Below are 25,851 nucleotides of genomic sequence, written 5' to 3'. Positions count from 1 at the left end.
GTATCAGCTTCTTTAATGGTTGTAAGTTTGTTATTCGACTTGACCGGTTGGAGGATCAGTTGAAGGCATTTCTACAGAAGGTTCATACTTAGCCACATCTTCGATTTTAGGTTCCTTGTGATTACCATGTGCTTCTGAATCATGTTCTGGTGCATCAGAATGGTTCGTGAATGGTGGCATAACTAAATACCTGTCTACCCATTTGCGATACTGGAAAGAGGATGATGTTCTAAACCATATCTCGTAGTCAATCCAGTATGGCTGTAGCCCATGATCTAAAGATTCCGGCATATCAAAATAGGTAAGATTGCAACGTTCATTTAATGCTTCTTCGTAATCTTTCGCATCTTGAATTGCATCATTGATCTGTTGAAAAACGCGAAATCCATGTGTCTCAACAATATCGTCACTATTGTTTAAATCATTAAGCACAAATCTGATACGCATAGTGGCACGCCCTTCTCCAATTCTTTGTTGGGCAACTAAATAACGTACATTTACAAACCGAATAAATGCCGCAGGAAAAGGTATAGCATATTCTGTATTACCACGAGTACGAACAATACGTTCAAACTGTCCGTTATCTATTTTTACAGTTTGGAATAGTTTAGGCGAATTATTATCGTTAGGGTCTGTATGTAAGGACTCTAATACACGTTTTACAGCTAAATACACATCCTCTAAAGGGTTGTTGTCTACTTCCTCCAAAGTAGTATCGTCATCATCGGGAAGGGGAGAGGTGTCTTTTGCAAGTGTGTCTTTTAAACTGTCTGGTAAATCTGTTTTATACTTATCTACTATCATTTTGGAAAGCCATCAAAAATACGAATACTGTAAGATGAAATTTTATCAACTACGGTTGTAGAATATCCTATAAATTGCCTTTGTCTAATATAGGATGCTGGAGAACCGGGTTTGGCAATTTTCCCTCCTTCATTATGTATTGCTGCATAACAAAAGTTTCTTCCATATTGCCTATTACTAAATTTGAACATGTCTGGATCTGTGAATAATTTAACACCACGATTCTTATTAGAATGAAAGCGTTCCCATACTATTGAATGTTTTAATGCTCCTGTTTCTTCCAATATAGGGTGTGGCTTATGATCACGTCTGGATTGCCAAGAAAAAGTTCCGGCTGAATTGAACCGCCGGAGATAAAAAGAGTCTCTAAATATTTTTTTTGCGGCATTACCTACCAATGTTTCAAAATTGAATACATTAACTTCAAATTTATTAGGCAACCTCAACCATTGTTGAGCTAATTGTCTTGGAGTTATTACTTTTCCAGCCATTTGTCCTTAATTTTATTAGCAATGGTGCGCAGCCTCTTTTTATGCTTTTTAGGAATAATAAAGTATGAATGTGCATCACTAAATATTCGCCCACCTTTTGCTACACTTTCTTTAAATACTGGATTAACAAAATCGGGCATCTCAACAATTTGTCCCATCACCTGTGATAATTTGGATTGGTTGAGAACGTCAGCACTTTCTTCCACTAGAAAGCAACGGCATCCATGTTCAATTGGGGGGATTAACCATGCTGGGAAAGATGCTTTGCGGTAGCTAGTCCCTTCTAATGCAAGATGCCAAGGGCGAACCCTATTATCTCCCTGTGTCATATATGTTAACACTGTATTATTACTATACAAAATCCAACCAGCAGCAATTCCCATCGCATATTCAATATCTTCGTTTTCAATATTCGCGTATATGCTATTGTATCTGTGAAAAACATTTTCAGTTTCTGTCAGATCTGCTTCATTGTCAATATTAAAATTGTCTGGAAGGTTCTCCAACATCTGAAATTCTTCAGCTACTGCAAAATCAACAAGATTATCTAATGCAGCTACTAATATATTACGTTGCTCTTTTTCTAATTTGGTTAATCCATCATTGTGATTACGAAGTAATTCCAGTGCTTTTTCAAAGTCCATACCAAAACCTTTGATTGCATGATTAAATGCAAATTCCGCACGTAACGTCATCATTTCTTCTAATAAATCCCAACGATCCTCTATATTGCCATAGTCCTGTAAAAACTTCTGGAAAACAGCATAGATAGCAAGGTATTCAGCATTCTCTTCATCTTTGTTTGATTTAGATTCTGCAAGGACGGAAGGAGAAGTGCTATCTTTTATTCTCCTTCCATTAGAAAATTTTCAACGTTGCTTGAATTCTTTCGTTCACCACGCCTATGCCCATATCTTTTGTAATATTCTTCATCGGACATAATGCGTCTATCATTGGAACTTCCATTTATACTCCCGCTATTACTTGCCATTTCCGATATAGCGTTAAATTGTTTCCCTACGACAATACCAAATTCTTTTTCGATTTCATCTGCTGATACTTCATACTTATCTGTAATAAAAGAATATAAGCTAATCTTGTCTTTATTACTCATTTCTACACGGTTGGCATATTTGAATTCTAATCCCGGCTTGATATATCCCATAGATACTAATCTAGGAACGATCTCTTCATTCATTACATTTTCAATGAAACCGCGATACATCTCTATGCGCTCCCGAAAAATGTCTTGGTGAGCATTTGTTGATCCAACATAAGATTGGGTTGCTCCAGCCATAGATTCAGAGCCAACTATCAGATTAGAAACTTCTGTATTGGCAAAATTTATTAAACTAGTATATATGTGTTCGGAATTTGACATTGTAAATGTCTTAATGTCAATATCATCGTTCAATCCTGTAACTATTATTTTATTCTGAGCCGCATTTGCAATGTTTTGTGCTAATCGTTGTCGATCTTGAATGCTTTCTGATTCAGTCTTACCATGTATGATAGGCTGGCCATAAGTATGACTAAAATTAACATAATTAGCAAGAGTGAATTTTTTTGCAAGGATAGTTGGAGTAGTTGCAGAGAATAGCCCCAAATCACCATTATCAATAAGTATATAATTCTTGGAGTATTGCGATGAAGCAATATCCCATCCAGGATTCCACTGCCCTTGTCTTTGCACAACTCGTAATTGACTTGCCAACACATTTCTTCGCTCAATAATATTTACTTCAGCTAGCTTTCCTGTTAAAGGATTAATATCAGGCATTATTTCTAATAAGGTGTAACCGTACCATTTGGCTTCAACAATACCTTTTATGATTTTAGTGAATTGAGAACCTTGTATCTTTTTGGTTTCTTCTACATCCTTAATATATTTTCCTCGTTCATTTTGTCTTGCCAACATGTATCGTTCGCCTATAATCTGTGATTCTACAGTTTCTAATACTGCACGTAAATGAGCATCCTGCTCTACACATGCTTCGTATAAATCTATCAGTGGACCACGATCATCTAAAACAACCCCGCGTGTTACTTGGGATTGAATGGATTTGTATCTACAATGACGGTCAATCTCCCTAACATATTCTTGAATAGTTTTTTTGCTAGTTTTAAATATGCTTTCTAAAGGAGTGCCGTGAAATGTTGTTTCTGCACTAATTACATTCATATTAAGAGTTTTTGAAAGAATAGATAGCGAGTCTAAAGTTGGTTTCTATATATATGATAGGGTAGGAGTGTATGTATTATAATTTGAAATTTATAAATATCAGTATTATAGATATATAGCTATAAAATATGTGTTAAATATATGATTTTATATTGTCAATATGATAAAATAAAATATCTTTGCGTCGATAATTTAATGTTTAACAAATAATACGTCATTAAAATGAGTAAAGATTTTAATTATTTTCGCATTAAGATGGCATACAAGGGCACAAATGATCTAGGTGCTATTGTTCCCATCAAATCAGAAGATCTGGTAATGGCTACATGCTATACCGAAGCAGAACAAATCGCATATAAGTTGGCTGAAGGAAAAGATGAGTTTGGTGATGTGGATGTAGAAATTGTCCGCACCAAAATTTCAGAAGTTGCTTATAACGATACATTTGCTACTGATACTGAACTAATTTGTGGATTAATATCCTATTTTTTTGAAGAAAGTGAAGATACAGAAGTTGGGTTGTATCAAGTATCTCTTGTTTATTATGATGTGGACGAAAAGACTGGTAAAACCAAAAGTTCCAACAGTACAATTTATGTACCGGCTTATTCTTCATCTGAAGCGATAGAAAATATTCGCACTTACTTAAAACGGGCTGGGGAAACACGTGAATATACTATTCGCAATGTCAAATATGACAAAGCACAATCGGTCATGGTTACACCTGAAACTCATCAAAACAACATTAGGGTATAATGACTTCTCCTAAGGGAACCGGGAAAATTATCAATATCAAATGTACAGAAGTCTCACTCCCGGAATTTCCTAATCTCCTTTTTGGAACTCATTTTGATGGTAGCAGAATTTTTGATGCTACATATTATCTCCAATCTAAAGACCCCGACAATAAATTAAGCATAGAAGACTTCTTTCATAAGTTTGATTTCCAAATCAAGGCTATTGCAGAAACTTACAAGTTGCCTTTAGAGAAACTGGTATCAATCAACACGGAGGGGCATCAATTGATTGACGGATGTTTATGCTATCCGTTTTTATCTTATGTTGATCCGCAATTCTGCGCATATATCAATGAAATAATAGACGAAATGTTTGTTACTGGAGTTGTTGTGTCAGATACACATTTAATTTCGTTGGTAAAGAAAAGGCTTCCTCCAGAATTGCTCAAACAAATTTGGGATGGCAGAGAAGATTTTTCGTAAACCCAAAGCTGTCTTAATATTTAATCGCAGAAAAACATTGGCTCTTATGGCTGCTTCAGTAAATGAGGCAGCTAAAATCAGCGGTTTAAAGCCTGGAAATATTTCTAAGGCTTGTGTCGGTACATTGATTTCCAATGGTATGTATTATTTTAGATATATAGGCAGTGATGTTGAAATAGAATTATCAGATATAGGTTCATTGAAGTTAGAGGAATATGACAAATTATGTGGTATCGAACGTCAGACATATCCCACGATGGCGATGAACCGTAAAAAATGGAAATATAATAAAAACAATAGAACGTATGAAAGTAAAAGTTTATAGTACATCAAAACATCCGTTGCCTCAATACGCAACTAAGCAATCAGCAGGACTGGACCTAAGAGCAAATATTGATGCTCCAATTACTATTAATCCTAGAGAACGTGTATTGGTTCCAACAGGATTACATATACAACTTCCAGAAGGTTTTGAAGCAAGAATTCAGCCTAGAAGTGGACTGGCCCTTAAAAAAGGAATCACTTGTCTTAATTCTCCAGGATGCGTGGATGCCGACTATCGAGGTGATGTAGGTGTAATTCTTATTAATCATGGAACAGAGCCGTTTACTGTTAATGACGGGGAACGGATTGCTCAAATGATTATCTCTAAATATGAACAAGCAGAATGGGAGCCTGTTTCTTCAATCGAAGATTTAGAGGTCACAGAACGCGGTGAACAAGGATTTGGGCATTCAGGAATAAAATAAGAAATATGGGGTACGTTTTATGTGCCCCATTATTTAATTTATAAATATTATAGGATATGGAGCTTAATTTTACAGTTGAAACAAAAGATGTGTTGCTTGATATGATTAAGCGACACAATAATATGTATCGTATGGGTACGCCAGAAATTTCAGATGCGGAGTATGATGCAGAAATAGAACTATTAAAAACACTTGATCCAGACAATGAATGGTTCAAACATACCGAACCCGCTTTTGTACCTGAAACCCGAAAACGGGCTTTGCCAATCCCAATGAAATCTTTAAATAAAGTAAAGGATATATCAGAACTTAAAAAATGGTATATGTCTTTAGGCTTGAAAGGAAATGCAGGTGTAATATGTATGCCTAAGCTGGATGGTCTTTCTCTACTATATAATGAATTAACTGGTGAGACATATTCTCGTGGAGGGATAGAAAATGAAGGGCAAGATTGTACTAGCCATTATCGAGCATCCATTCAATGTTATAACCCTGCCAGCTGTTTTCATTATACTTTTGGAGAATTTGTTATCAATAGAAGTGATTGGGAGCAGCATTTTCATGGGAAACGTTCTAAATTCACAGGAGATATTTTTAAATCACCGCGTAACACAGCTGCCGGTCTTTTAAATAGAGATGAACCATGTGATTATCTTGAACACGCTTCTTTCTTCAGATATGGGGTGGATGAGAGTTCCCTACATGATTATAACAACTTCCATAGTCTGATAGAAACTATTTGTAATATCTATCAACAAGAGCATCTTTACCATTTTGCTTTTATAGATGAACTGAACGAAGAGCTACTGATGAATTTATTCAAAGAGTGGAGTAAGGTATATCCAATTGACGGTATTGTGATTTATATTGATGATTTGCGCTTATGGGAAGTTATTGGCAGACATCAAACATCTGGAAATCCATTATATGCTATTGCCTACAAACATCCAGATTTTACAGAATCTTTTGAGACAACAGTTAAGGATATTGTATGGAAAGTCAGTAAGTCGGGTGCCCTTAAACCTGTGGTTAATATTGAAATGGTTGATACTGGAGATTGCAACATGGAAAATCCTACTGGATATAATGCTGGCTGGATTAATGATCACGAAATAGCAAAGGGGGCTGAAATATTAGTTACCCGTTCTGGAGGGGTAATTCCTAAGATTCTGTCAACTCTTACCCCAGCAACACAAGAAGAACAAGAAAAATTATGGGATGAAATGTCAGAGTGTCCTCATTGTGGTTCACCGACTATGTGGAATGAGAATCACATAGAACTGTGTTGCACTAATCTTAGTTGTCCAGGTGTTCAATTAGCTAAAATTATATTTTTCTATTTGACATGTGGGGCTGAAAATATGGGAGAAGAAACATTATCCAAAATATTCAATGCAGGCTTTACCTCTATACCGGCGATTCTTAACATTACTTTTAACGATCTGATAAAAATCGAAGGATTCGGAGACAGTATTTCAAAGATAATATTGGAGAATAACAGAAAAATCATGCAAGGAGTTGATTTGGCGACTTTAATGCAAGCCAGCGATTGCTTTAAAGGAATAGGAAAAATAAAGGCCCAAAAAATATTGGATGAAATGGATGATGAGGATTTATGCTCGTTCTGTCAAGGGTGGTATATCAATCACGAACCGGATGTTCAAAGCGAAGACTTTAAGAATTGTCCTATAACTGTACAAAACTTATTGTTAGGGTATTTTCCATTTATGGCCTTTTTAGAGGAAACTAAAATACCTTACAAATTGTCCCCAAAGACCGTTGTGCTGGAAGGTAAATGTAAAGGTTTGTCCATCTGTGTATCAGGATTTCGAGATAGTAATCTTGAAGAAGTAATCACCAACGAAGGAGGAAAAATTGTTAGTGGGGTGTCTAAAAAAACAACACATTTGGTGGTGAAAGACAAGTCTGCCAACTCATCAAAAATATCCAAGGCCAAATTATTGGGGATACCAATTTTATCAATTGAAGAATTCTGTGATTTTTTTAATAATTAAATTATTGCATTACAATGTATTAGCGATTAATATTGATTTAAATTGATATTAATCGCTTCTAAATTTGTATAATTGGATGTAATATCATACTTTTGCATTAAGTAAATGAATTGATATAATTATGGCAAAGAAAAATCAGTTAACTAAAAGTGATTATCTTCCTATGGAAGAATATAAGAAGTTATTACGCCTTCTTCATAAGGATCGGCAATATTTATGGGAACTATATGCTCGACTGGCATTCTGCACTGCACTACGAGTATCAGATGTATTGTCTTTAGCATGGGCTGATATTCTCCATAAAGGTTCATTGACCAAAATTGAGAAGAAAACTGGAAAAGTACGAAAAATCCCATTTAATTTAAGTATTCAAACGAGAATAGAGGAACTTTATATATTGCTTAAACGCCCTAATCCGAATGAATTAATATTTAAAAGCAAATTTACAGGAGTATCTGTCTCTTCCCAATATCTTAATCGGATAATGAAAGAATGGAAAGCTAAATATAAATTGGATATAGAAAATTTTTCTACACACACTTTTAGAAAAACATTTGGACGATATGTTTATGATACAAGCGAAAACAAGTCAGAAGCACTGTTACTATTGAACAGGATATTCAATCACTCTAACATTGAAATAACTAAAATATACATCTGCATTAGAGAAGATGAAATAAATTCTATATTCGATTCTATCCGTCTCTAACTTCTTCGCTACATTTTACATTTTGATTTGCACGACATGTGCCCCTATCTTTACTCCATAATTGGATAAATAAAATTGACCATGTTTATACAACAAAAGAGGGGACTGTCTGTATCCCCACCTATCATCATTACTTGTGAATTATGTAATACGCTGGAGAACCTGGATGAATGTAATCCTCCGGGAGATATTTTGCGTATTATGAGTAAACGAAATGTCTGTTCTAAATGTGCTTTCTGGATGGATAAAATAGCTCATCCGGATATAGGTAATGAAGTTATTGGTTCTCATTATTATATTGTATATCCATTTGTAAAACGACCCAATAACGTTATTAAAGGTTCTGAAGGTAAAGAATTTTATATTCGGCGATTTGATGGAACACTAATCAAATCCAATAATATATGGCATCAAGGTGAAATCCCTGAACATTTTAGAAAGCAATTACCAGATACTGCCAATTTCCTATCATTGATAACTTATACCAAATTATCTAACGACCCTCATAAGTGTCAGGCTAAAGGATGTTGGGATCGCTATAATTGTCTTAGATATAATTTATCTTGCGAACGAGATGGACCTTTCAATAAGATTCCGGCCAATCATACTATTGGCGATGAAAACTGTCCTTCATTTATAAATATAAACGAATTAAAAATATGATATATGCAATTTTTATACTATGCTTAATATTGTTTGCCATTGCCATTTATGCACTTCGTAAACTATCTAAGCAATACAAAACTCTTCAAGAGATATATTATCTTCAGAAGCTAATGTTATCTCACTCTCAATTTACGAATGATGCCAATGAAATGGTTTTATGGAAAATCAGATATGATATATGGTGCTGGAATGAAAACTTAGTAAAAGCGGAAAATTATGAAATGGCACAACAAGCCAAAGTAGCAACTAATATTATAGCTGATATGATAACTTTTTATCGTAACAATTTAAAAGCAGATAATAATGATATATACATTAAAAAATGAGATGGAACGAATGTGGAATCAGTTTGACCATAAAGCGTTTATCTCAAATGATCCTATTCAAATAGTACACCGGCTACGGAATCTTTCTGGGAGAACTACAGCGGATATTGAGGTTTGTGCAATATGGACGGCTATGGTTTCATGGGGACAATATAGTCATATAATATATTGTGCAGAGAAGTTGATGGACGTATGTGGATGGGAGCCAGGTAAGTATATTAAATTTGGTGATTTTTATGATATTCCGGACGAATGTAATATTTACCGTACTCTTACAGGAAAAATATTTAAAGAGGTGTGTCATCAATTAAGATACTTCTACAGTAAACACGATTCTATTCAGGAATATTTAAAAAAACATCCCATTTCACTTGATGATTTATTACTCACGTTATGTAATTGGTGTGAACCAGCCCGTCTTGGAAGTCCATATCGTAACTCTGCTTGTAAACGTATTAATATGCTGTTGCGTTGGATGGTTCGTAAAGATGAAATAGATTTAGGAGTATGGCAGACTGACTTAATCAAACCTAAAAAACTATACGCTATTATGGATACCCATGTTGCACAGCAAGCACAACGTATGGGGCTTATATCTTATCCTAAAGAAAGCTGGAAGGCTGTTATGGAACTCACTCATGTTTACCGCCAATGGGATGCAGAGGATCCATTAAAATATGACTTTATATTAATGACAAAAAACTTGAAATAAAATGATTGTTATTCTTTTAATTGTATTGTCGCTTGTCTCAATCGCGGCTATAACCATTGTGGTTGCACAGAATACAGCCTGTAAAGATTGTCCTTTTAAACGGACATGCGATGAATTGATGGGCCAAAATCAACTTAACTTGTGCCAACAAAATAATATGCCAAGTCAAAACGAAGAGAAATAATAAATTGATGTATAACGAACTAATTTAATAAAAGTATGGATATAGAAAATAAAAACAGAGTTTCTGTAGAAGATATGAGAGCATGTTATGCTGAAAGATTTCCGTATGCACCCAATAATCAACGCATAGGACGATTTGCAAAACAAATAGGTTTCCGTCTTACCAAACAGATGGTTAAAGGGCAGATTGTTAGTTTTTATATAAAAGATGATATAAGCAAATGAGTACGTTTTCCGACAAATTCGATAACCACTGGAAGTGCATTCCATACGCAATGGCAACGTTAACATCCAGTGATGGCTTTATGATTTTATTTCATCTGTTACGAAGAGGCTATACAGATGGGGATAAGACAACATGCGCCATATCCAACAAAGAACTAGCTGACGTCATGGGAACTTCTATTAGTTCAGTACGCCGGGCAATAGATACCTTGAAGCAACTTAATCTTATCAGCTGTTCTCAAAATAAAGGGGCACTTTGCACATTCTATGTAAATTGGAGCGAGATACGAGCAATACATAAAGTAAGTTCTCAAATATCAGATAAAGGATGGGTATATTTGCGAGGCTTGTGCTTAAATAGCGAGGTACGTCCAATTTCAGCGATTCCATTGACCATATTGAACGATGTAGTTCGTCAATATCCACACACTTCGCTCAATATGAACACACCCTCGCTCAATATGAACACACCCTCGCTCAATATGAACACACCCTCGCTCAATATGAACACACCCTCGCTCAATATGAACACACCCTCGCTCAATATGAACACACCCTCGCTCAATATGAACACACCCTCGCAAATAGACGAAGAAAAAGGTGAAGACATAGAAAAACTATCAGAAAATATAGTCAAAGAGCAATCTAACCTCGTTCAATATGAACAGGGGTCCGCTCAATATGAACGAGGGTGCGCTCAATATGAGCAGGGGTGTGTTCATATTGAACGAGGGTCCGCTCATATTGAACAACAGAATAAGATATATATAGATAATATAGAGAATAAAGAGAATCATAACGAACGAAGTGAGTTTAATAAAGAAACTGATATGAAGATTTTGGAATGGTTCAATTCTCGTGACTTATCCTTTCCAGATCTTTCTTCTTCTGATTTTGAAACTATCATTAACCTTCCAGATTTTGCCGATAATGATTTTGATATGGCAATAAGAGAAGTTTGGGGATATTTGCAATATGATGAAGACTCTCCAGGTAATTACATCCCAGCTGAATATTTCAAAGATATTCTTTACCGTGCTTGGAATGATTTAAAAACTATCAATCCGGATTTCTCTCTTTCGGAACAAGACATGAAGAATATTTTTGGATTCGATGTTGAGATGCAGAATGGAGAGCCTGTATGTTATGTGACTCCCAGTAAAATTAAAAACATCAATCAATCTCCTTCATCTTCCAGAAAAATTAAACGGAAAGGAGTAGGGGACCGAACCTCCAGATTAATATTTCTTGAATCTATTCGGCAAATCGCTGAAAAAGATACGAACATGTTAACAGATGCCGAATATGCAATATGGCTTATGATTGAGTTCGTGAAAGAACGGGAGAGTAATCAGCAACCTCGTCCATCGGAAGTGACAAAAGCAGCTTATGAAGATTTGCTTAAACGTTTCTCGAACGAATCGAAGGTACCTGTGGAAGATTTAAGAATCCTGTGGAAAGAACTTCCTCAAAAAAATACAGTTAAACTTCATCCTCAACAGTTATCAGTCGATAAGATTATAAACTATAACGTGCAGGTAAATCAGGCAAGTGATGTGGAAGATCTTTATAACAAAAAGATGGCAGAACAACCATGAAGTCTTTTGCCACCTTCCAGAATCCTTTTCCTTAGCCGGGCTTGATTATCTTATTTCGGGTTCGGCTAAGAAGTTTCTTCTAATTTCTATTTCTTCAGACAGTATTCTAATCGCATCTTTCTCTTTCCGGAAATAATTACCTGCCAGATAACGTTTATTACTTGTTACATTTCCCTTTTCCACATCAGAAGTAACTTGCATTTTATCTGTAATATACCAGTAGCGTTCTCCTGTAGCTACTTTCATGTTCAAAGGCTCAATTCGTTTTAGAAAATGATTCCATGTCTTACCGACCTTAGCTAATTCTATATCCAGAGCCTTTCTTTGATAGTCCGCTGGCTTGAAAGTTGTGAATGAGAAATCATCTATTTTTCCTAGATACTCGTTCATGCTGTATTTAACCGGTTCCCCTTTGATAACATAGCAATACATAACAATGTCTCCAGAGGATTTATCTGTAAGTCTTACGACTCCATATCCTTCTTGACCAGTTTTATGGTTATGGAAACATACTAAATCACATGATTTGGGAATATACTTAGTAGAAATTACGAAAAATGGGTTGCCAAATTCTTGACCATTTTCATCTAAAACTAAATAGAGGCGATTTAAAGCATTTTCTCCGGCTGGGGTTATAATGTCTACAGGGATTGTTATTTTGTCGAAATTAGGCGTATTTCCGTCAATTCTAAGGCATATTAAAACTGTATTCACATTCCCTTCTTGTACCAAGCCTATAGAATCATTCCATTTTACTGCATCTCCAGCTCCAAATCCTTTGTCAAACCAGTTAGCAAATGTAGCGTAATCGAGAGATTCAGGATCGTCTGAATAACTGGAAGGTACATGCAGCTTAATATTATATTCTGTTTTGCAATAAGAACTGATTCCTTTAAAATCAATTTCAGACTTATATTTTCTTTTTCTTAGAAAATGCTCTACTTGTTTTTTAGTTTTCATATTTGGATAAAATAATCAATTGTTAGGCAAATGTAATATGATTTTTTGATAAACGTCAATTTGGATATAAAAATTTAGCTTAATTACCATAAAACGAGACTGAAAAAATAGGTGGCTAGAAAAAATTAGAAAACTTATATATTGAATTTTTATATCATTGTCAATTTGAATATATTGGAGAATAATTATTTCTCTGTACTAGAAAAATAAAGTTAATAAATTGATGCTGGGATAATTACAAAATCTCTACTTCCAGATTCGATATATTATAAAATTAATGTTAGAAATTGGAGATAATTTTATTGTATTGAATAATATGGTCTGGAAGAGAATTGGCTTTTCATACTATGATCGACTTTTGAAAAAACGAGATTGAAAAATCAGGTCGGATTATATATACGGTATTCGCTCCAAAGTTAACCGGCTCTGCCTTCTTTTTTTTATGTTTTTAGTTGGTATATTCTTGTAAATCAATTGTTTATATTGTTTCACTAATATACAAAAGTGAAACAAATGTACTTTTGCCCTTTGTTTTGCCTATTCTTTTGTTTTTGATACTCTTTTGAAATTATTACAAATTTACCCTTTTGTGTATGTGATTTGTTCCCGTTCCTTTTTTGCATCCAGGTAACAACATCCCGCGCGTATATGTGTGCGTATGTGTGTATGTGTGTCACGATTTGCCCTAATAAGTAACCCCGCGTACACGCGCGTGTGTTGTTGTGCTTATTTCATTGATTATCAATTGTTTATAGACGGAATTCTTTATTGTATATTTATATATTGCTGAAAATCAATTGTTTATAAATTATTTTAGTCTTAAAATGAAATTAATTGATTATTTATTTGTGTATATCAAAATATTGCCATATCTTTGCAACGTCAAGTTAAGATAACGGCTACTTGATAAAGTGTTTACTTTCCGTTTTGGTTTTATCTGTAAACCTACAAAAAGCGAAAACCGCAAACAGATACGAGATGATAAACGTAATTAATAACCGTAAAAACAAGAAGTAAGAAACGGACAAAAGAAAGTAATACAGAAAAGCAAAAGGAGTGCGAAAGCGAAAGCAAAAGCGCACGCCCAGACATAAAACGGGATGTTTTGTGAACGGGGAAAGAATGCACCTGACTGTAATGCTCAGTTATTAAAGAGGGTTATGCAAACCGTCGTTAGCCCCAGGTGTGTCCATACGTTAAAACTACGCAACCGCTGTGATAGCGTTATGAGTTTAGCAAGTTGTACGTAACAAGCGCGTAGTATGCCTAGAATGTGCATAAATTATACCCTCGCTAGTGTGGACGTGAGGAAAAAGGGAAAAGCGTGGGCTTAGTGCCATAAGTGTGCCTGTCACACTTGCATACCGAAAAACGGATGTCTGCGCAAAGGTGTGAAAATCTGCCCCTAATGCGAACTGAGAAAAGGTGAGCCAAAAGTGCGTGAAAACGTAAAACTGACTCTGTCGAAAGTGTGCCCAAGTTGCACCACCGTAATCACCAACGCAACGCAGCCCTAACAGTGAAGAAGTGTATGCCAAAAGTGTGCTTTAACAGTAACGATGGAAATTACCTACCACATAGGCGAAAGCGTATGTAAAAAGCTGCAATTCAATCGGTTTGGTTGCAGTTGGTGAGCACTCATACACAGGGCGCACGGCTCCGTTGCGCTGTTAGTGACGGGCAAAAAGTTGTACATAGAGTGTGCTGGATAGGTGAATGTCCAGTATGCTCTGATTGGGCTTTAACGCAATCGAAAGCGTGTAAACGTTTTCGGTGGTGCGTTCCTATTTTGGTAGGTCGGGGTTCGATTCCCCGATTGCCTACAATGCGCTATTGCAGAAAATTCCTAAAAAACAGTAATCATGGGAACAATTAGTAGGTATAACAGTGTACAATTTGAGAACTTAAACGCAAATGAGTTGGTAGGCGTAACTTTGGTGTATAAGAGTGTAAACCGTGACGGAGAAACGCATTATTCAGGACTGAATTTTGCCGGTGATGAATACACGCCAAAGGATAAGACACAGGACGAGATTTTCCGCGTGTGGAAGAATGTGGTAGCTACGTTCTGGACTGTGAAAGCGGTGGAAGCTGGGCTGCGTGAAGATAATGGTGGTATTGCATCCAAATTGCGTAGCGGTACACCGGCTGAAATCATAGTGCGTACAAGTGATTGCAAAGTGTCAAAGAAGTGGGATGTTGAGGGAAGTGTATGGAGCCGTATTGGTTTGGTGCCTACAAAGAAAGACCTGGATTGTGCAGCGCGTGATTTTAAGAAGAAAATCCATGCTGCTACAAAAGCGTCTTTCGATGCTCTGAAATTCCGTTTGAACTTTGAAGAAGTAGCTGCAAAAGCTGCTGACTATTATGAAATCTTGGGTGTGAAGCATGATGCTACGGAAGCGGAAATTAAAGCTGCATACAAACAAGCTGCTAAATCTGCTCATCCTGATGCCGGTGGTTCCAATGAAAAGATGCAAGAGGTAAATGCAGCATGGGAAGTTCTGGGAAATGCTCAAAAGCGTGCGGAATATGATGCGCGAATGGCTGCATAAATAAAAACTGGTAAGTCATAACATATATAGCACGTCTGGAGGTGAATACAGGCGTGCTATTTCTATGGGTAAAACGAACGTGGAAGCGTAGCGTGCAAGAAGTGCGAGTCTTTGTTACCCACTTTAATTGTGGCATGTACTTTTGAGTGCGTGCCATTTTTGTGTCTGATTGTAAACCTTTAAAATATAAAGCATGAAACGAGCAAGAATCCAAAGAACGAGCGTAAAAGTTATTTCTACCTCTTGTGCAAGTATGACATTCTATTTGCCTAAATCTCAAAATGTTACCGTGAAGCGGAAAACTGTGTATGATTTATTTAAAGCGTAAATCTATGAAGAAGTATGTTGTGGTATATAAGCGGAAAAAGTATATCAAAGTAGCTACTGCAATTGGTAGTAAATTTTATAAAATCTTGGTAGTTATATGCCTGTTGTTTTCCTGTATTGCGATAAATGCCAAAACTATACGGGTATTTACAGGAAACATACAGCGCGTGGAGAAGACTGTGAGGATAGATGGAAACACTTACTTCCTAACATTGAAAGATGGTACCATGTACCAACTGGAGGATGAGAAGCAATATAGTATTGTATTGGAGAGTTGGAAATATTTCAAGTTTATAATGATTGATGTGAAAGATAATGGCAAAAAAGAATGATATAGCCAGTTTCTTCTACTATATGTGGAATTGCTGGGATGAGCACGAATGTGCTGTTGCTTTTGAAAAAGCCGAATGTGGATGGAGACATTTATGGAACAAGTGGCGTGAATATAATAGTCAAAATGGTCATTATGGAGCGGTAGAAGAATTTTTTGCCAATTTGGATGACAGGAATCAGAACTTACTCGTAGAGCGTGCACTGGAAATGTACAGCGGTAAAAAACGTATCAAATGAAAAAGATATTCAAAGTAATCGTGGGATGTGTTATTGTTATACTAACATTAAAAGCCTGCCGCTTGAATTATGTGTGCGATGTAGTTGATAGCATCCCAAAAGAAATCCGAGAGCGCATAATTACAGAGCACCCAGAATGCGCCAATATTGATTTGTTGGTGAAATTCTGGGAGACTAAAGGAGATTCCCTTGTTTCTGAAATTGTTCAGGAACAAATATATGACTGTGAACTTACCGAGTATTTGAAACTCCATCCCGAAGAGAACAATTAATATCAAGATAATAAGGGAAACAAAAGTGTGTAAAGAATGTGGTCAGAGTTTGCCCAGATCAAATTTTTCTAAGAATAAAGCAACCAAAGATGGGTTGGCAAACTATTGTAAGAAGTGTGACAAGGAAAGAAGACGCAAATCTAGTGGCGGCATAACTCAACAAGGAGTAAAAGCTACTCTGAAAATGTCTGACTTTGATGACAACATGTTGTTTGCTGAATTGCGTAGACGTGGATACACTGGAGAATTACGTTATTCCAAAGTAGTAAATATATAGGTATGTACACAAGTTATGGCTGGGAGTTGACTAATCTTTTGCAGGGACAAGATGAAGAATATCTGCTTGAAGTGTTAACAGAAAATTACAGACGTTTGAGAGATGTGCCAGATCATCTTATTGTGACATTGCTTGAATACCGTGGTTATACTGGAAGATTGATAAAAAGTGAAAATTAAAATAAAGAAGTATGATACCAGAAATTATCGAACAAATGCGCAAAGAGTTATACGATACTAAATTGTGCATCTCTGATTTCGAGAAGTATGATTTGAAAACTCTTGAAAAGACTAATGAGCCATTTTTTTGGTTAGTGCGCACACACGGAACACATCTGTGTTTTATTGGCCCCAGTGTAGAAAGTCTTTTTTCGTCAGAAAGTAACCGGTTTGCAATTATGAAAAATTCTCATGCTATTATCGCAAGTATTGTTTATTGGGACGATTTGGACTATAATAAGTATTTTTATTGGGATGGAGCACAACTTCAGAAAGTATCCAAGGATAAGGTTATTTCAATATTCAATAATATTTGGGGAAGCCGGATACATCAACTTTCCATTCAATACCCTGAAGAGTATGCAGCCATAAACAAACCATTGGAATTTAAAATGTCCCCAGAAATATCAGAGCGTGTAAAAGAGGTCAAGAATATTGCTTCGGAATTGCAAGATTCAAGTTTTGAAGATTGCTTGAAAAGTCTACAAAAATGGGTGAGATTTGCCGTTAACCAACATATTGAAATATATGGTGATTTTGCGAAAAATAGCTTTGGATTCTCTGAGGTGGTAAATGGCAAACGCAAAATTTGCGGCGGGATAATTATGTCCCCAAATGCGACTGAAAGACGTTGGAGTATTCATACATAAAACTGTTGTAATATGAAGTATTCAGTAAATCCTAATCTCAATGCTGTTATGAATAGTATTGAGAAACTATTGTTATCCAAAGGAAAGGATAAGCAAGAGAGTATTCAAATTATTAAGAGGTATATAAAATCATTTCCTAAAGAACCGGATTATAACTTGGCACAACATGGAGGTATGCTTGTTTCCCCTTATGATGTGAGAGAATTGAATATTAAATGCGGTTATAGTGCTGTTGTTCAGAACAGAATCTCTGATGGGAGAGTCTGGAATGAATACTTGCTGCGGGTAGGAAGAGTTGCTAAGGAACTTTTAAAAGCAAACGAACTATGAAAGTTATATCAGAAATTTCACTTCGAGATTTCAAATTTTGGAGTGGGGTGAGGATCGGGCAAAGAACTGTACCGATGAACAACTGGATAAAATTGAATCCATAATGGAGAGTGCTGCTCCTGAAAGTGGTTGGACCGATGATGACATAAATAATTTCTTTTGGTTTGACTTTGATACAATTGCAGACTGGCTTGGATACAAGGATGGAGAACATTTTGATGCAGGCGTTAACGAAGATGATGTGAAAGAAGCGCAAGATTGGTTTGATGGTATCACAGACACCGAAGATATGATTAATATAGCCAGCCTTGACAGAGAAGACTATATTTCTACAGATGAAGATAGGGAAGAAGAATTCGATGAAGATCTTGTTTACTATGACTTTTCAAATTGGTGGAACAATATGGATGATATTGAACAAGTGAAAGAGTATCGTAAGCACGAGTAAAGTGTTATGGTAGAAATCCGGGTTCGATTCCCGGAACACTACATATATTTGTTGTTTCCATGTGTGTTGTTCGACATGTTTTTGTTTGAAGGGTGGCGCGATCAGAATGTTATTGTTCTGGTTGCGCCTTTTCCTTTAAAGTTAAAGCGAGTTAATATTCAAAAAGTGGACAACTATGGACACCATCAAAAAACTATTCGATAATAAAAACAAAAGGAAATATGCAAAAGGAATTGTTAGAAATAGAATTTCGTTATCATGACAGACCGATAGGTAGCTGCCCAGCTACTTCTTGTAGTAAAACAATTGCCATAGGTATATTTGATACTTTGGAAGAAGCAGTCAAAGCTGGTAATGAAACATTGAAGGTGTTGTCAGAACATTTCCAAGTAAGATCAGATGACCGATTTAAAGTTCGTGGTTTGTTTGGCACTCCAGATAGACTTGTAACAAATTGTTGTTATACAACTAAAGGGATTGCATATTTTGCAAAAATTACTCCTCTAAAATTTGATGATCTCTCTGAAACTATAGCAGAGACATTTAAAGCATACGATAGATACAGACAATATAGACGTGAACAAGAAAACGATGAATAATATGGATGTAATAGTCTTAAATCACAAAAACAAAGTATCCTTGCAGGTACAGCATGTAGATATTGGTAGTTCTATTGATTTGCATTTTCCAAACGAAAATCAATCATTTGATGCTTTTCAGAAACTTCGTGAAATAGGTGTGAGATGTTTCCATGCTGGTAAAAATGCTCCTTGTGGAGCTTCTGTAATGATGTATTCTTATGGTAATGATAATCTTCAACTTCAAATAAAGTAGTAAAATGGAAGAAAAGAAGTATATAAATATTGATAATATGGCGACACGCCTTTGTCAAATTCTCAAAGATGCACGTGAAAGCATGGTTGATGATGAAAATAAAGATTTTATCATGGAGAACTTTTCGGATGAATATCTGGAAGATTACAGCAATGTAATGGCTTGGCAATTTAATTCTGATATGAAGAAATACTTGCATAATCCAGACCACAGGATTTGTGGTAATTTCAATAACATTGATTATGACTACCCTTATCATATTTATGGAGAGGTTACATACGATACGCCTCTTGTAAATGCTATGATCGCTAGATTAGATGCCGGTGAAGACAGCGAACAAGCTAACGAGGACCGGGACTTTCTTGTTGACTGGTTCTTTGAAACTTTTGGAACATGGGGAATATCCTATAATTTCCAGTCAAATATATCAGAGTTCCTTTATATGGAGTTTGAAAACCAACAATCTTAAATCAATGAAAACAATAACATTGCAACTGTACACTTTTGATGAATTGTCGGATGAGGTACAAAAGGAAATTATTGAGCGTGAACGCTGGAATATAATGGAGCAGTGCATGGAGGGTTATGGTTCGGATTATGTAACGTCTCTAAGAGCTTTCGAGAAATTGACAAACACCCAATCATATAGTTGGAGTGTTAACTATAGCGGATACGATTTTAATTTTAAATGTAGTTATAACCCAATTTTTGAATGTCCAGTTAATTGTGATAATGACATTTACGCAGAGGATTTGTGTGGGAAGTTACTGTTCCGATATATCAATAATAATATTATGCCATACATTACGCATGGCCAATATTATTCAACTTCAGGTGAGTGTATAGACGGGAAACACACTTATAAGCATAGACGAAGTAGGGTTATTAAATCTTTAGAGGATTGTCCACTAACTGGTATGTGTTACGATTATTACTTGCTTGAACCTATCATTAAATATTATAAAACTTGGTGCAGTTATCCGGACAACTTTTCGCTCACAGACTTAATAGAACAATGCTACGACAGTTTTTTCAAATGCTGGCATGAAGAATATGAGTATTGGGCCAATGATGAAAATGCAATCCGGGAGGAATTACATAACAACCAGTATGATGACAGGTTGTATTATATGGATGGAAGAGTTTATAGTGGACCGTTAGATGATGTTGCATAATTAAAATTCAAAAAACAATGGTACTCAATATAGTAAAAAATGGTACAGATTCTTCAAGCATTTTAGAATGCGTGAAAAAAACTTTCAATAGTTCTAAGGTAAATATTAAAACAGACTATGAAATATCTGTTGATATTGAAGTAGTTGGCGAGGGTGGACTGCACAGTTTGGAAGGGATAAAAGAACTGGAATATTATTTTAGAGACTATGACATCAGGGTTTGGTAATTTTAAGTGGTCAAGAAATGAACGGAGAACAGATAATACCGCCAATTACTGATCCATTAGGGAAACATTGGCAACAACCTCACAGAAGATTTATTGAATTGGACGATACCCATGCACTTATGAGCGAACAAACGTTTAAGGGGTTGAAAGAATATTCGACTTCAATACCTACAGGAAGATACGAAGGTAAAATGTGGAAAGGATTTATAAAAGGGGAATGGTATCTTGTATGGCTTGCCCCTGACACAAATCACAACTTACTTCGTATAGAAAAAAGGATAATATTAATAGTATAAAACAGAATAGATATGAATAAAATGAATTTAAACGAATTACGGGATAAAGCATATAAAATCGCTTGCGAACATGGGTTTCACAATCAGGAGTTGAGTAATGAACATCTTCTTTGCTTTATAATATCCGAACTCATGGAAGCTGTGGAAGCTGATAGAAAAGGTAAACGAGCCAATGTTGATTGGTATAATAAGAAGATTGCTAACAGTCGCATTTGTCAAGGGTTAGACCCAGATATTCCCAAAGAGCGCGGTTACGAAGTTGCATATAACGAAACCATTAAAGGTTCAATCGAAGAAGAATTAGCTGATGCTGTTATCCGCTTGCTTGATCTTGCAGGACTTCGAGGAATAAACCTTGAACTTGCCAACGGAGATATTGATGACTGTATTGAAGATATGGCAGAAGCCTGTAAAGACGAAACTTTCACCGAATCAATCTATTCCATCTCTACACTTCCTGTTAGATATGACGGAATATTTGATTTTCCTACAGCCGTGAATGATATGATACTATCAATCTTCGGGCTTGCCAAGCACTTAGATATAGACCTGCTTTGGCACATCGAGCAGAAAATGAAGTATAACGAACTCCGTGAAAAGATGCACGGAAAGAAGTATTAACCCTCAAATCCGTACAAGTTGAATATTATTAATAATTTTCTAACGAATTAACCATCCTTTGTATAAAGCCAGGGTAGTGTATTTCAAGAGAAACATGCAATAGATAGATAATTGCAAAGGCGACAATTAGTAATCCTAAAATCGAATAAACCCAAAAAGAAAAAATACTCATTGAATACTCAGTTCTAATAAGATTTTTCAAATTGGGGTTTACTCTCTCTTTCTTATAGAATAGAAATCTTTTAATCAGTATAGGTATTTCGTAAAGTAAAAATAAAATAAAAAAAAGTACCGTTATCCTATTATCACTTTTATATAAAACAGTTAATAAGATTCCAATGACAGGAAATACAAGCCCGAGAATAGTTGATATAAAATTAATGTTTTTCATGATATTTTTTCTGCAAAAGTAATAATAAAGATAATATAAATAAGAAAGGAGATAAAATGTTTGAACCGAAAACAAAAGCTATAACCTGTTGGGGGCTTACTATCCGAGGCGCTGATGTATTTTTCCCTAAAAAGGAAACAACTATAAGTATTGGGAAATTGACACTAAAGATAAATCCGGAAACTCGAATGTTTGAGGAATACCGGCTTTGGGATTTAACTTCGGGTGTTCCTAAATTGATTGATGAACAGAGATTTGATAGAACGATTTTACTTCAATAAAGAATAAAAATGAATATGATATTATTTGAAAATCCACCTACGGTCTATTTTGAAAGAATAGAAGACTATGAAGAGAAATCGACTCCGTGGAGACGGGTTCCTCCTACATATAAAGGTTCGTCCACTAAAAATGGACGCAATAAGAAACAAATAAGAAGAGATCGTAAACGTAATAAGAAAAGATAGTTATGCCGCATTTAAGTTCAATGGGAAATCAAAAGCTTTATAGAATTGTCATTGATGTCCAGTACGGAGACATGCTGGACGAATGTGATAAACTGTACGATGGTAAAGGGTATGGGACTGTTTTTACCGATGCGAATGGAAAAGCTGTTATTGATTATCTGAAGCAATGGGATAGCGATGAATGGACTGACGATGATATTTGCAGCGAAGAACCAAGGTGGGTGAATAATGGCACTGATTCAGTACATCAAAAGGATGGATACACTCTTATTTACAACTCAACTATTGGTGGTGTATATATGCTGTATCGTGAAGCAAATGCTGCTGAAACAGAATGGTATAATAAATTAAACTAATTGTGAAGTTATATGAAAACATCAAAATCATTCAACCAAGAGTACATTGAGAAAGCCCAAAAGCTAATTCATGAAATTCTCGAAGATAAAAAAGAGTATGATGATTGGACTCAAATCTGTTTTTCCATGCAAAATGCAGTACAAGCTGCGGCTAATATATGGGGAATATCATCAGATGAACAGATTAATAAGATGAGAGCCTTTATTACAGAAATGGTTCTCATCGAACTTTCAAATCTCAAACAGTTTGACATAGTGTTTAAAAAGAAGGGGATAAGGTCATTAGACACATTGTATTGCTCCAAATGTGGAAGTAATAATGTTGAAGAAAGAGCATGGGTAAATCCAAATACAGATGAAATCAGCTATAATGATTCAGTTGAGGAAGAAGATTGCTGGTGTAATATTTGTGAAGAGCATGTAGAATTATGCACCCTTTCAGAATTATGGGAAATGTTTGGAGACATCCCGATCAATAACGATGATGAGATTGAAGAAGACTTTCTCAACTTCCCGACCGGAACCTCAAAGATTGATGTTTGGCATTGGTTTGATGAACGATGTCCTAACAATTTACACGATGATTTAATGTATCCTAAAAACGATGCCGTATAAATCAGAAAAGATTCGTATCGCTGGAACCCAATATGATAGACGAATAAAGCTCACTCCAGACCAAAAAGAATATATAAAATGGTTGAGAGAAAAGCAATTAATCAGTTACTCTAAACTTGCTAAAATATTTGGAGTGAGCAAGCGTCTTATTCAATTTATTTGTTGCCCAGACAAATATTTGAAAAATAAAGAGAGTTTAAAACAACGTAAAGCAGAAGGGCGATACAAACCTACAAAAGCAGAATGGGCAGCAACAATTCGTGAGCACAGGAGATATAAGGAACAACTCAAAAAGAAAGGAGATATAAAATGAAAGATAAGATTCTTACAATGTTCTTCGACATTAATAGATGGACAAAAGCAATTGAGAAAGGCGTTCTGAAGGATATTCGGAAGAGCGAACTTATCAAACTGACAGAAGAACCAACCAGAATTCGCATGGCAGAAGCTATGTTGAATGGTAAATATCAAATAACACCACCACATATTGCACAAATCCCGAAAGATAACGGAGAGTTTCGTACTGTATATGTCAACGAACCTATTGACCGTATAATCCTAAGCATCGCGAATGATTTGCTATTTGATTTAATGCCAGAGATGATTCATCCTGCTTGTAAATCTTATCAGGTTGGTATTGGTTGTGGTAAAGTGGTTCTGGAAGTAAGTCACACAATAGTTGACATGAAAAGCGATGGCTTTGTGGGCTGGAAGTCTGATTTAAGTAAATATTTTGACAGTGTTCCCATTCAGTTTATTGACGCAGCCTTTGATAAGGTGGAAGCTAAGTATGGTCATTCTGTGTTAATTGATGTATTAAGAAAATACTATCATTGCGGATTGTATTTCGATGAGAACAACGAACTGCATGAGAAATATCAATCACTTAAACAAGGATGCGCAGTAGCAAGCTGGTTAGCCAACGTGTTGCTATATAGCCTGGATGATGAACTGTCCCAATTGAATGGGTTTTACGTAAGGTATTCGGATGATATGCTGTTCGTTGGTCCGGACTATGAAAAGGCTATGACCATTTTACAAAAGAGATTGGCCGAAAAATCAATGAATTTGAATCCCAAGAAAGTAGAGTACCTGACTATGGACAAGTGGTTCAAATTTCTAGGTTTCAGCATTAAGGGAAGTATGATTTCTTTCTCTCCCAATCGTCTTAAAACCTTCCAGAAAGAAATAGAATCAAGAACCATCAGAAAACGTGGTATTACGTTGAAGAAGGCTGTGGATTCGGTTAACCGATATTTATATAAAGGCAATGGAGAATATAGTTGGGCGACTCAGACCCTTCCAGTATGTAATGTTCGGGTTGATATTAATGAATTGAATAAATTCGTAATGGATTGCCTTAGAGCCGTTGAAACTGGGAAACATAAAGTTGGTGGTCTTGGCTATGTTAAGGATAAGCCGGATGGTTGTGTTGTTAGAGGCATTGGTCGGAACGTAAAGGCTAATCGAAATAAATCTAAAAGTAAAGAAATTGAAGGTTATTTGACAATAGGTTGTATGCAGAATGCTATTTTGACCAGAAGAACAGCGTACAATACTTTAGTGGCAATATTGTAACTACAATCTGAACACACAGTAAATAAATCCAAGGAACAAGTGTTTAATATCCAGATTATATATTAGGTACCCCGATTCTATCCTTGAAGGATTACATCCTTCAGTATCTACTCCGGGTACCATATAATCATCTGGATTATATCAATGAAGATAAATAAATGTGTCGATTGTTATGAGGGTTTATAAAGCAGCACAGCAGGCGAGTTCAAGAAGAAAATTTCATATTCTAAAGTATGAACTATTGATCGTTCACCGGAGGTTACAAGGCTGCATAGCCTCTCACCTCAGGTTCTCGATCAGGTCATATTTATAATTATCATGAGAGTAAAGTGATGTGCCATTCATTTGAGGACTTGTAAAATAAGCGAAATACATTCGAAGTTATCCAAGGAATACATTTGTTTACTGTTCCGGTGAGCAGCTTCCTGGATCTATGAGTCGATAACTCATCTGCTCCAGGAATATCCAACCGGAATACATCTATTGGGTAAAGTAATGTATCAGTATTATGAGGATAACTATTTAGCACAGATATGTAATTCAAGAAATATCATTTATATAGCTGGTTATATCAGGAAGGACCGAGTACTAATTGTCCTGGTCCGTTCCTGATCACACCAGCTCTAAATCGAATAAGTATAGAAATGTGCCAATATTTTGAGAATTACAACTTATTACTTAACACAAAGTTTACAGTCTGGGATTTAGTAATTTAACATACTGGACAAGATATGATGTCCGCGTGATGACAGTCATCCTATGTATGACCTAGGATTACGCGGGTATCTTACTTGATACAGTATA

Annotated in this window: 37 protein-coding genes; 32 read left to right on the top strand and 5 right to left on the bottom strand. The window is 35.7% G+C overall.

Annotation, left to right across the window (positions count from 1 at the left end):
* Positions 1–30: 30 nt before the first annotated feature.
* The 4 genes from HMPREF9010_RS17890 to HMPREF9010_RS17900 form a co-directional block, all read right to left on the bottom strand.
* Positions 31–804 (bottom strand): hypothetical protein, encoded by a 774-nt coding sequence (locus HMPREF9010_RS17890; protein WP_008647816.1) that lies wholly within the window; start codon positions 802–804, stop codon positions 31–33.
* A complete protein-coding gene (locus HMPREF9010_RS17895; protein ID WP_008647815.1) occupies positions 801–1,295 on the bottom strand; it encodes a hypothetical protein in 495 nt (164 codons plus the stop codon). Before HMPREF9010_RS17895 ends, HMPREF9010_RS17890 begins: the two co-directional genes overlap by 4 nt.
* Entirely contained in the window at positions 1,280–1,993 is a 714-nt protein-coding gene (locus tag HMPREF9010_RS0124175) for a hypothetical protein (RefSeq protein WP_050428253.1), read from the bottom strand. The genes HMPREF9010_RS17895 and HMPREF9010_RS0124175 overlap by 16 nt, the downstream gene beginning before the upstream one ends.
* Positions 1,994–2,139: 146 nt before the next feature.
* Positions 2,140–3,477, bottom strand: coding sequence for a DUF935 family protein (locus HMPREF9010_RS17900; RefSeq protein WP_008647813.1), 1,338 nt, complete (start codon positions 3,475–3,477; stop codon positions 2,140–2,142).
* 222 nt (positions 3,478–3,699) lie between these two features.
* Here HMPREF9010_RS17900 and HMPREF9010_RS17905 point away from each other — a divergent pair, with 222 nt between their 5' ends.
* The 11 genes from HMPREF9010_RS17905 (at position 3,700) to HMPREF9010_RS17960 (ending at position 11,880) form a co-directional block, all read left to right on the top strand.
* A complete protein-coding gene (locus HMPREF9010_RS17905) occupies positions 3,700–4,233 on the top strand; it encodes a DUF4494 family protein (protein WP_008647811.1) in 534 nt (177 codons plus the stop codon).
* A complete protein-coding gene (locus HMPREF9010_RS17910) occupies positions 4,233–4,697 on the top strand; it encodes a hypothetical protein (protein WP_008647809.1) in 465 nt (154 codons plus the stop codon). The genes HMPREF9010_RS17905 and HMPREF9010_RS17910 overlap by 1 nt, the downstream gene beginning before the upstream one ends.
* On the top strand, positions 4,675–5,022 hold the full coding sequence (locus HMPREF9010_RS17915; RefSeq protein ID WP_008647806.1) for a hypothetical protein: 348 nt from the start codon (positions 4,675–4,677) through the stop codon (positions 5,020–5,022). Before HMPREF9010_RS17910 ends, HMPREF9010_RS17915 begins: the two co-directional genes overlap by 23 nt.
* Positions 5,003–5,446 carry a dUTP diphosphatase gene (dut, locus tag HMPREF9010_RS17920; RefSeq protein ID WP_008647805.1) on the top strand — a complete coding sequence of 148 codons (444 nt, stop codon included), beginning with the start codon at positions 5,003–5,005 and terminating at the stop codon, positions 5,444–5,446. The genes HMPREF9010_RS17915 and dut overlap by 20 nt, the downstream gene beginning before the upstream one ends.
* Before the next feature lie 56 nt (positions 5,447–5,502).
* Positions 5,503–7,461, top strand: coding sequence for a BRCT domain-containing protein (locus HMPREF9010_RS17925; RefSeq protein ID WP_008647804.1), 1,959 nt, complete (start codon positions 5,503–5,505; stop codon positions 7,459–7,461).
* A gap of 121 nt (positions 7,462–7,582) precedes the next feature.
* Positions 7,583–8,170: a tyrosine-type recombinase/integrase gene (locus HMPREF9010_RS17930; RefSeq protein WP_008647802.1), complete on the top strand. Its 588-nt coding sequence runs from the start codon at positions 7,583–7,585 to the stop codon at positions 8,168–8,170.
* Positions 8,171–8,410: 240 nt separating this feature from the next.
* Positions 8,411–8,833, top strand: coding sequence for a hypothetical protein (locus HMPREF9010_RS17935; protein WP_225720544.1), 423 nt, complete (start codon positions 8,411–8,413; stop codon positions 8,831–8,833).
* Positions 8,830–9,162: a hypothetical protein gene (locus HMPREF9010_RS17940; RefSeq protein ID WP_008647798.1), complete on the top strand. Its 333-nt coding sequence runs from the start codon at positions 8,830–8,832 to the stop codon at positions 9,160–9,162. Before HMPREF9010_RS17935 ends, HMPREF9010_RS17940 begins: the two co-directional genes overlap by 4 nt.
* Positions 9,140–9,874, top strand: a complete 735-nt coding sequence (locus HMPREF9010_RS17945; RefSeq protein WP_008647797.1) for a TIGR02757 family protein — start codon at positions 9,140–9,142, stop codon at positions 9,872–9,874. The genes HMPREF9010_RS17940 and HMPREF9010_RS17945 overlap by 23 nt, the downstream gene beginning before the upstream one ends.
* A gap of 219 nt (positions 9,875–10,093) precedes the next feature.
* On the top strand, positions 10,094–10,282 hold the full coding sequence (locus tag HMPREF9010_RS17955) for a hypothetical protein (protein WP_008647794.1): 189 nt from the start codon (positions 10,094–10,096) through the stop codon (positions 10,280–10,282).
* Positions 10,279–11,880 carry a hypothetical protein gene (locus tag HMPREF9010_RS17960; protein WP_008647792.1) on the top strand — a complete coding sequence of 534 codons (1,602 nt, stop codon included), beginning with the start codon at positions 10,279–10,281 and terminating at the stop codon, positions 11,878–11,880. Before HMPREF9010_RS17955 ends, HMPREF9010_RS17960 begins: the two co-directional genes overlap by 4 nt.
* Before the next feature lie 45 nt (positions 11,881–11,925).
* On the opposite strand, the gene HMPREF9010_RS17965 is transcribed toward HMPREF9010_RS17960, so the two are convergent.
* Positions 11,926–12,840 (bottom strand): hypothetical protein, encoded by a 915-nt coding sequence (locus tag HMPREF9010_RS17965; RefSeq protein ID WP_008647790.1) that lies wholly within the window; start codon positions 12,838–12,840, stop codon positions 11,926–11,928.
* Positions 12,841–14,702: 1,862 nt separating this feature from the next.
* Here HMPREF9010_RS17965 and HMPREF9010_RS17970 point away from each other — a divergent pair.
* The 21 genes from HMPREF9010_RS17970 to HMPREF9010_RS18060 all read left to right on the top strand — a co-directional run bounded on the left by HMPREF9010_RS17970 (position 14,703) and on the right by HMPREF9010_RS18060 (position 25,047).
* Entirely contained in the window at positions 14,703–15,395 is a 693-nt protein-coding gene (locus tag HMPREF9010_RS17970) for a J domain-containing protein (RefSeq protein ID WP_008768591.1), read from the top strand.
* A gap of 332 nt (positions 15,396–15,727) precedes the next feature.
* On the top strand, positions 15,728–16,054 hold the full coding sequence (locus tag HMPREF9010_RS17975) for a hypothetical protein (RefSeq protein WP_229086126.1): 327 nt from the start codon (positions 15,728–15,730) through the stop codon (positions 16,052–16,054).
* Positions 16,038–16,292, top strand: a complete 255-nt coding sequence (locus HMPREF9010_RS17980) for a hypothetical protein (protein WP_008647787.1) — start codon at positions 16,038–16,040, stop codon at positions 16,290–16,292. The genes HMPREF9010_RS17975 and HMPREF9010_RS17980 overlap by 17 nt, the downstream gene beginning before the upstream one ends.
* Positions 16,289–16,564, top strand: a complete 276-nt coding sequence (locus HMPREF9010_RS17985; protein WP_008647786.1) for a hypothetical protein — start codon at positions 16,289–16,291, stop codon at positions 16,562–16,564. Before HMPREF9010_RS17980 ends, HMPREF9010_RS17985 begins: the two co-directional genes overlap by 4 nt.
* A gap of 279 nt (positions 16,565–16,843) precedes the next feature.
* Positions 16,844–17,020, top strand: coding sequence for a hypothetical protein (locus HMPREF9010_RS26100; protein ID WP_008647785.1), 177 nt, complete (start codon positions 16,844–16,846; stop codon positions 17,018–17,020).
* A gap of 11 nt (positions 17,021–17,031) precedes the next feature.
* Complete coding sequence (locus HMPREF9010_RS17990) at positions 17,032–17,709, top strand: DUF4120 family protein (protein ID WP_008647784.1); 678 nt, start codon at positions 17,032–17,034, stop codon at positions 17,707–17,709.
* A gap of 12 nt (positions 17,710–17,721) precedes the next feature.
* Positions 17,722–18,039 (top strand): hypothetical protein, encoded by a 318-nt coding sequence (locus HMPREF9010_RS17995; protein ID WP_008647782.1) that lies wholly within the window; start codon positions 17,722–17,724, stop codon positions 18,037–18,039.
* 37 nt (positions 18,040–18,076) lie between these two features.
* Complete coding sequence (locus HMPREF9010_RS18000; RefSeq protein ID WP_008647779.1) at positions 18,077–18,487, top strand: hypothetical protein; 411 nt, start codon at positions 18,077–18,079, stop codon at positions 18,485–18,487.
* Positions 18,488–18,708: 221 nt separating this feature from the next.
* A complete protein-coding gene (locus tag HMPREF9010_RS18005; protein ID WP_008647778.1) occupies positions 18,709–19,086 on the top strand; it encodes a hypothetical protein in 378 nt (125 codons plus the stop codon).
* Between the two features lies 1 nt (position 19,087).
* Positions 19,088–19,321 carry a hypothetical protein gene (locus HMPREF9010_RS18010; protein ID WP_128131928.1) on the top strand — a complete coding sequence of 78 codons (234 nt, stop codon included), beginning with the start codon at positions 19,088–19,090 and terminating at the stop codon, positions 19,319–19,321.
* Positions 19,322–19,325: 4 nt separating this feature from the next.
* Complete coding sequence (locus tag HMPREF9010_RS18015; RefSeq protein WP_008647775.1) at positions 19,326–19,790, top strand: hypothetical protein; 465 nt, start codon at positions 19,326–19,328, stop codon at positions 19,788–19,790.
* Positions 19,791–19,794: 4 nt separating this feature from the next.
* Positions 19,795–20,496, top strand: coding sequence for a hypothetical protein (locus tag HMPREF9010_RS18020; protein WP_008647774.1), 702 nt, complete (start codon positions 19,795–19,797; stop codon positions 20,494–20,496).
* A gap of 17 nt (positions 20,497–20,513) precedes the next feature.
* Positions 20,514–20,723, top strand: coding sequence for a hypothetical protein (locus HMPREF9010_RS18025; protein WP_008647773.1), 210 nt, complete (start codon positions 20,514–20,516; stop codon positions 20,721–20,723).
* Between the two features lie 17 nt (positions 20,724–20,740).
* A complete protein-coding gene (locus tag HMPREF9010_RS18030) occupies positions 20,741–21,019 on the top strand; it encodes a hypothetical protein (protein ID WP_138340100.1) in 279 nt (92 codons plus the stop codon).
* 12 nt (positions 21,020–21,031) lie between these two features.
* Positions 21,032–21,640 carry a hypothetical protein gene (locus tag HMPREF9010_RS18035; protein WP_008647771.1) on the top strand — a complete coding sequence of 203 codons (609 nt, stop codon included), beginning with the start codon at positions 21,032–21,034 and terminating at the stop codon, positions 21,638–21,640.
* Positions 21,641–22,087: 447 nt separating this feature from the next.
* Positions 22,088–22,312 (top strand): hypothetical protein, encoded by a 225-nt coding sequence (locus HMPREF9010_RS18040; protein ID WP_008647769.1) that lies wholly within the window; start codon positions 22,088–22,090, stop codon positions 22,310–22,312.
* A 9-nt stretch (positions 22,313–22,321) separates the two neighbouring features.
* Complete coding sequence (locus tag HMPREF9010_RS26095; RefSeq protein ID WP_008647767.1) at positions 22,322–22,498, top strand: hypothetical protein; 177 nt, start codon at positions 22,322–22,324, stop codon at positions 22,496–22,498.
* Positions 22,499–22,500: 2 nt separating this feature from the next.
* The gene (locus tag HMPREF9010_RS18045) at positions 22,501–22,854 is read left to right on the top strand and encodes a hypothetical protein (RefSeq protein WP_008647765.1); all 354 of its coding nucleotides are present in this window, start codon (positions 22,501–22,503) and stop codon (positions 22,852–22,854) included.
* Positions 22,855–22,866: 12 nt separating this feature from the next.
* A complete protein-coding gene (locus HMPREF9010_RS18050) occupies positions 22,867–23,469 on the top strand; it encodes a hypothetical protein (protein WP_008647763.1) in 603 nt (200 codons plus the stop codon).
* Positions 23,459–23,782 (top strand): hypothetical protein, encoded by a 324-nt coding sequence (locus tag HMPREF9010_RS18055; protein ID WP_008647761.1) that lies wholly within the window; start codon positions 23,459–23,461, stop codon positions 23,780–23,782. The genes HMPREF9010_RS18050 and HMPREF9010_RS18055 overlap by 11 nt, the downstream gene beginning before the upstream one ends.
* Complete coding sequence (locus HMPREF9010_RS18060) at positions 23,779–25,047, top strand: RNA-directed DNA polymerase (RefSeq protein ID WP_008647760.1); 1,269 nt, start codon at positions 23,779–23,781, stop codon at positions 25,045–25,047. Before HMPREF9010_RS18055 ends, HMPREF9010_RS18060 begins: the two co-directional genes overlap by 4 nt.
* Positions 25,048–25,851: the final 804 nt, after the last annotated feature.

The organism is Bacteroides sp. 3_1_23, from assembly GCF_000162555.1.
Classification (GTDB): Bacteria; Bacteroidota; Bacteroidia; order Bacteroidales; family Bacteroidaceae; genus Bacteroides; species Bacteroides ovatus.
The sequence above is the reverse complement of the archived record's forward strand: the minus strand, read 5'-3'. Positions and strand labels throughout refer to the sequence as shown.

What these genes read in the sequence shown, in the direction of transcription:
- HMPREF9010_RS17890 (WP_008647816.1), bottom strand. Translation starts at nt 804, where the DNA reads ATGATAGTAGATAAGTATAAAACAGATTTACCAGACAGTTTAAAAGAC.
- HMPREF9010_RS17895 (WP_008647815.1), bottom strand. Translation starts at nt 1,295, where the DNA reads ATGGCTGGAAAAGTAATAACTCCAAGACAATTAGCTCAACAATGGTTG.
- HMPREF9010_RS0124175 (WP_050428253.1), bottom strand. Translation starts at nt 1,993, where the DNA reads ATGATGACGTTACGTGCGGAATTTGCATTTAATCATGCAATCAAAGGT.
- HMPREF9010_RS17900 (WP_008647813.1), bottom strand. Translation starts at nt 3,477, where the DNA reads ATGAATGTAATTAGTGCAGAAACAACATTTCACGGCACTCCTTTAGAA.
- HMPREF9010_RS17905 (WP_008647811.1), top strand. Translation starts at nt 3,700, where the DNA reads ATGAGTAAAGATTTTAATTATTTTCGCATTAAGATGGCATACAAGGGC.
- HMPREF9010_RS17910 (WP_008647809.1), top strand. Translation starts at nt 4,233, where the DNA reads ATGACTTCTCCTAAGGGAACCGGGAAAATTATCAATATCAAATGTACA.
- HMPREF9010_RS17915 (WP_008647806.1), top strand. Translation starts at nt 4,675, where the DNA reads ATGGCAGAGAAGATTTTTCGTAAACCCAAAGCTGTCTTAATATTTAAT.
- dut (WP_008647805.1), top strand. Translation starts at nt 5,003, where the DNA reads ATGAAAGTAAAAGTTTATAGTACATCAAAACATCCGTTGCCTCAATAC.
- HMPREF9010_RS17925 (WP_008647804.1), top strand. Translation starts at nt 5,503, where the DNA reads ATGGAGCTTAATTTTACAGTTGAAACAAAAGATGTGTTGCTTGATATG.
- HMPREF9010_RS17930 (WP_008647802.1), top strand. Translation starts at nt 7,583, where the DNA reads ATGGCAAAGAAAAATCAGTTAACTAAAAGTGATTATCTTCCTATGGAA.
- HMPREF9010_RS17935 (WP_225720544.1), top strand. Translation starts at nt 8,411, where the DNA reads ATGGATAAAATAGCTCATCCGGATATAGGTAATGAAGTTATTGGTTCT.
- HMPREF9010_RS17940 (WP_008647798.1), top strand. Translation starts at nt 8,830, where the DNA reads ATGATATATGCAATTTTTATACTATGCTTAATATTGTTTGCCATTGCC.
- HMPREF9010_RS17945 (WP_008647797.1), top strand. Translation starts at nt 9,140, where the DNA reads ATGATATATACATTAAAAAATGAGATGGAACGAATGTGGAATCAGTTT.
- HMPREF9010_RS17955 (WP_008647794.1), top strand. Translation starts at nt 10,094, where the DNA reads ATGGATATAGAAAATAAAAACAGAGTTTCTGTAGAAGATATGAGAGCA.
- HMPREF9010_RS17960 (WP_008647792.1), top strand. Translation starts at nt 10,279, where the DNA reads ATGAGTACGTTTTCCGACAAATTCGATAACCACTGGAAGTGCATTCCA.
- HMPREF9010_RS17965 (WP_008647790.1), bottom strand. Translation starts at nt 12,840, where the DNA reads ATGAAAACTAAAAAACAAGTAGAGCATTTTCTAAGAAAAAGAAAATAT.
- HMPREF9010_RS17970 (WP_008768591.1), top strand. Translation starts at nt 14,703, where the DNA reads ATGGGAACAATTAGTAGGTATAACAGTGTACAATTTGAGAACTTAAAC.
- HMPREF9010_RS17975 (WP_229086126.1), top strand. Translation starts at nt 15,728, where the DNA reads ATGAAGAAGTATGTTGTGGTATATAAGCGGAAAAAGTATATCAAAGTA.
- HMPREF9010_RS17980 (WP_008647787.1), top strand. Translation starts at nt 16,038, where the DNA reads ATGGCAAAAAAGAATGATATAGCCAGTTTCTTCTACTATATGTGGAAT.
- HMPREF9010_RS17985 (WP_008647786.1), top strand. Translation starts at nt 16,289, where the DNA reads ATGAAAAAGATATTCAAAGTAATCGTGGGATGTGTTATTGTTATACTA.
- HMPREF9010_RS26100 (WP_008647785.1), top strand. Translation starts at nt 16,844, where the DNA reads ATGTACACAAGTTATGGCTGGGAGTTGACTAATCTTTTGCAGGGACAA.
- HMPREF9010_RS17990 (WP_008647784.1), top strand. Translation starts at nt 17,032, where the DNA reads ATGATACCAGAAATTATCGAACAAATGCGCAAAGAGTTATACGATACT.
- HMPREF9010_RS17995 (WP_008647782.1), top strand. Translation starts at nt 17,722, where the DNA reads ATGAAGTATTCAGTAAATCCTAATCTCAATGCTGTTATGAATAGTATT.
- HMPREF9010_RS18005 (WP_008647778.1), top strand. Translation starts at nt 18,709, where the DNA reads ATGCAAAAGGAATTGTTAGAAATAGAATTTCGTTATCATGACAGACCG.
- HMPREF9010_RS18010 (WP_128131928.1), top strand. Translation starts at nt 19,088, where the DNA reads ATGGATGTAATAGTCTTAAATCACAAAAACAAAGTATCCTTGCAGGTA.
- HMPREF9010_RS18015 (WP_008647775.1), top strand. Translation starts at nt 19,326, where the DNA reads ATGGAAGAAAAGAAGTATATAAATATTGATAATATGGCGACACGCCTT.
- HMPREF9010_RS18020 (WP_008647774.1), top strand. Translation starts at nt 19,795, where the DNA reads ATGAAAACAATAACATTGCAACTGTACACTTTTGATGAATTGTCGGAT.
- HMPREF9010_RS18025 (WP_008647773.1), top strand. Translation starts at nt 20,514, where the DNA reads ATGGTACTCAATATAGTAAAAAATGGTACAGATTCTTCAAGCATTTTA.
- HMPREF9010_RS18030 (WP_138340100.1), top strand. Translation starts at nt 20,741, where the DNA reads ATGAACGGAGAACAGATAATACCGCCAATTACTGATCCATTAGGGAAA.
- HMPREF9010_RS18035 (WP_008647771.1), top strand. Translation starts at nt 21,032, where the DNA reads ATGAATAAAATGAATTTAAACGAATTACGGGATAAAGCATATAAAATC.
- HMPREF9010_RS18040 (WP_008647769.1), top strand. Translation starts at nt 22,088, where the DNA reads ATGTTTGAACCGAAAACAAAAGCTATAACCTGTTGGGGGCTTACTATC.
- HMPREF9010_RS26095 (WP_008647767.1), top strand. Translation starts at nt 22,322, where the DNA reads ATGAATATGATATTATTTGAAAATCCACCTACGGTCTATTTTGAAAGA.
- HMPREF9010_RS18045 (WP_008647765.1), top strand. Translation starts at nt 22,501, where the DNA reads ATGCCGCATTTAAGTTCAATGGGAAATCAAAAGCTTTATAGAATTGTC.
- HMPREF9010_RS18050 (WP_008647763.1), top strand. Translation starts at nt 22,867, where the DNA reads ATGAAAACATCAAAATCATTCAACCAAGAGTACATTGAGAAAGCCCAA.
- HMPREF9010_RS18055 (WP_008647761.1), top strand. Translation starts at nt 23,459, where the DNA reads ATGCCGTATAAATCAGAAAAGATTCGTATCGCTGGAACCCAATATGAT.
- HMPREF9010_RS18060 (WP_008647760.1), top strand. Translation starts at nt 23,779, where the DNA reads ATGAAAGATAAGATTCTTACAATGTTCTTCGACATTAATAGATGGACA.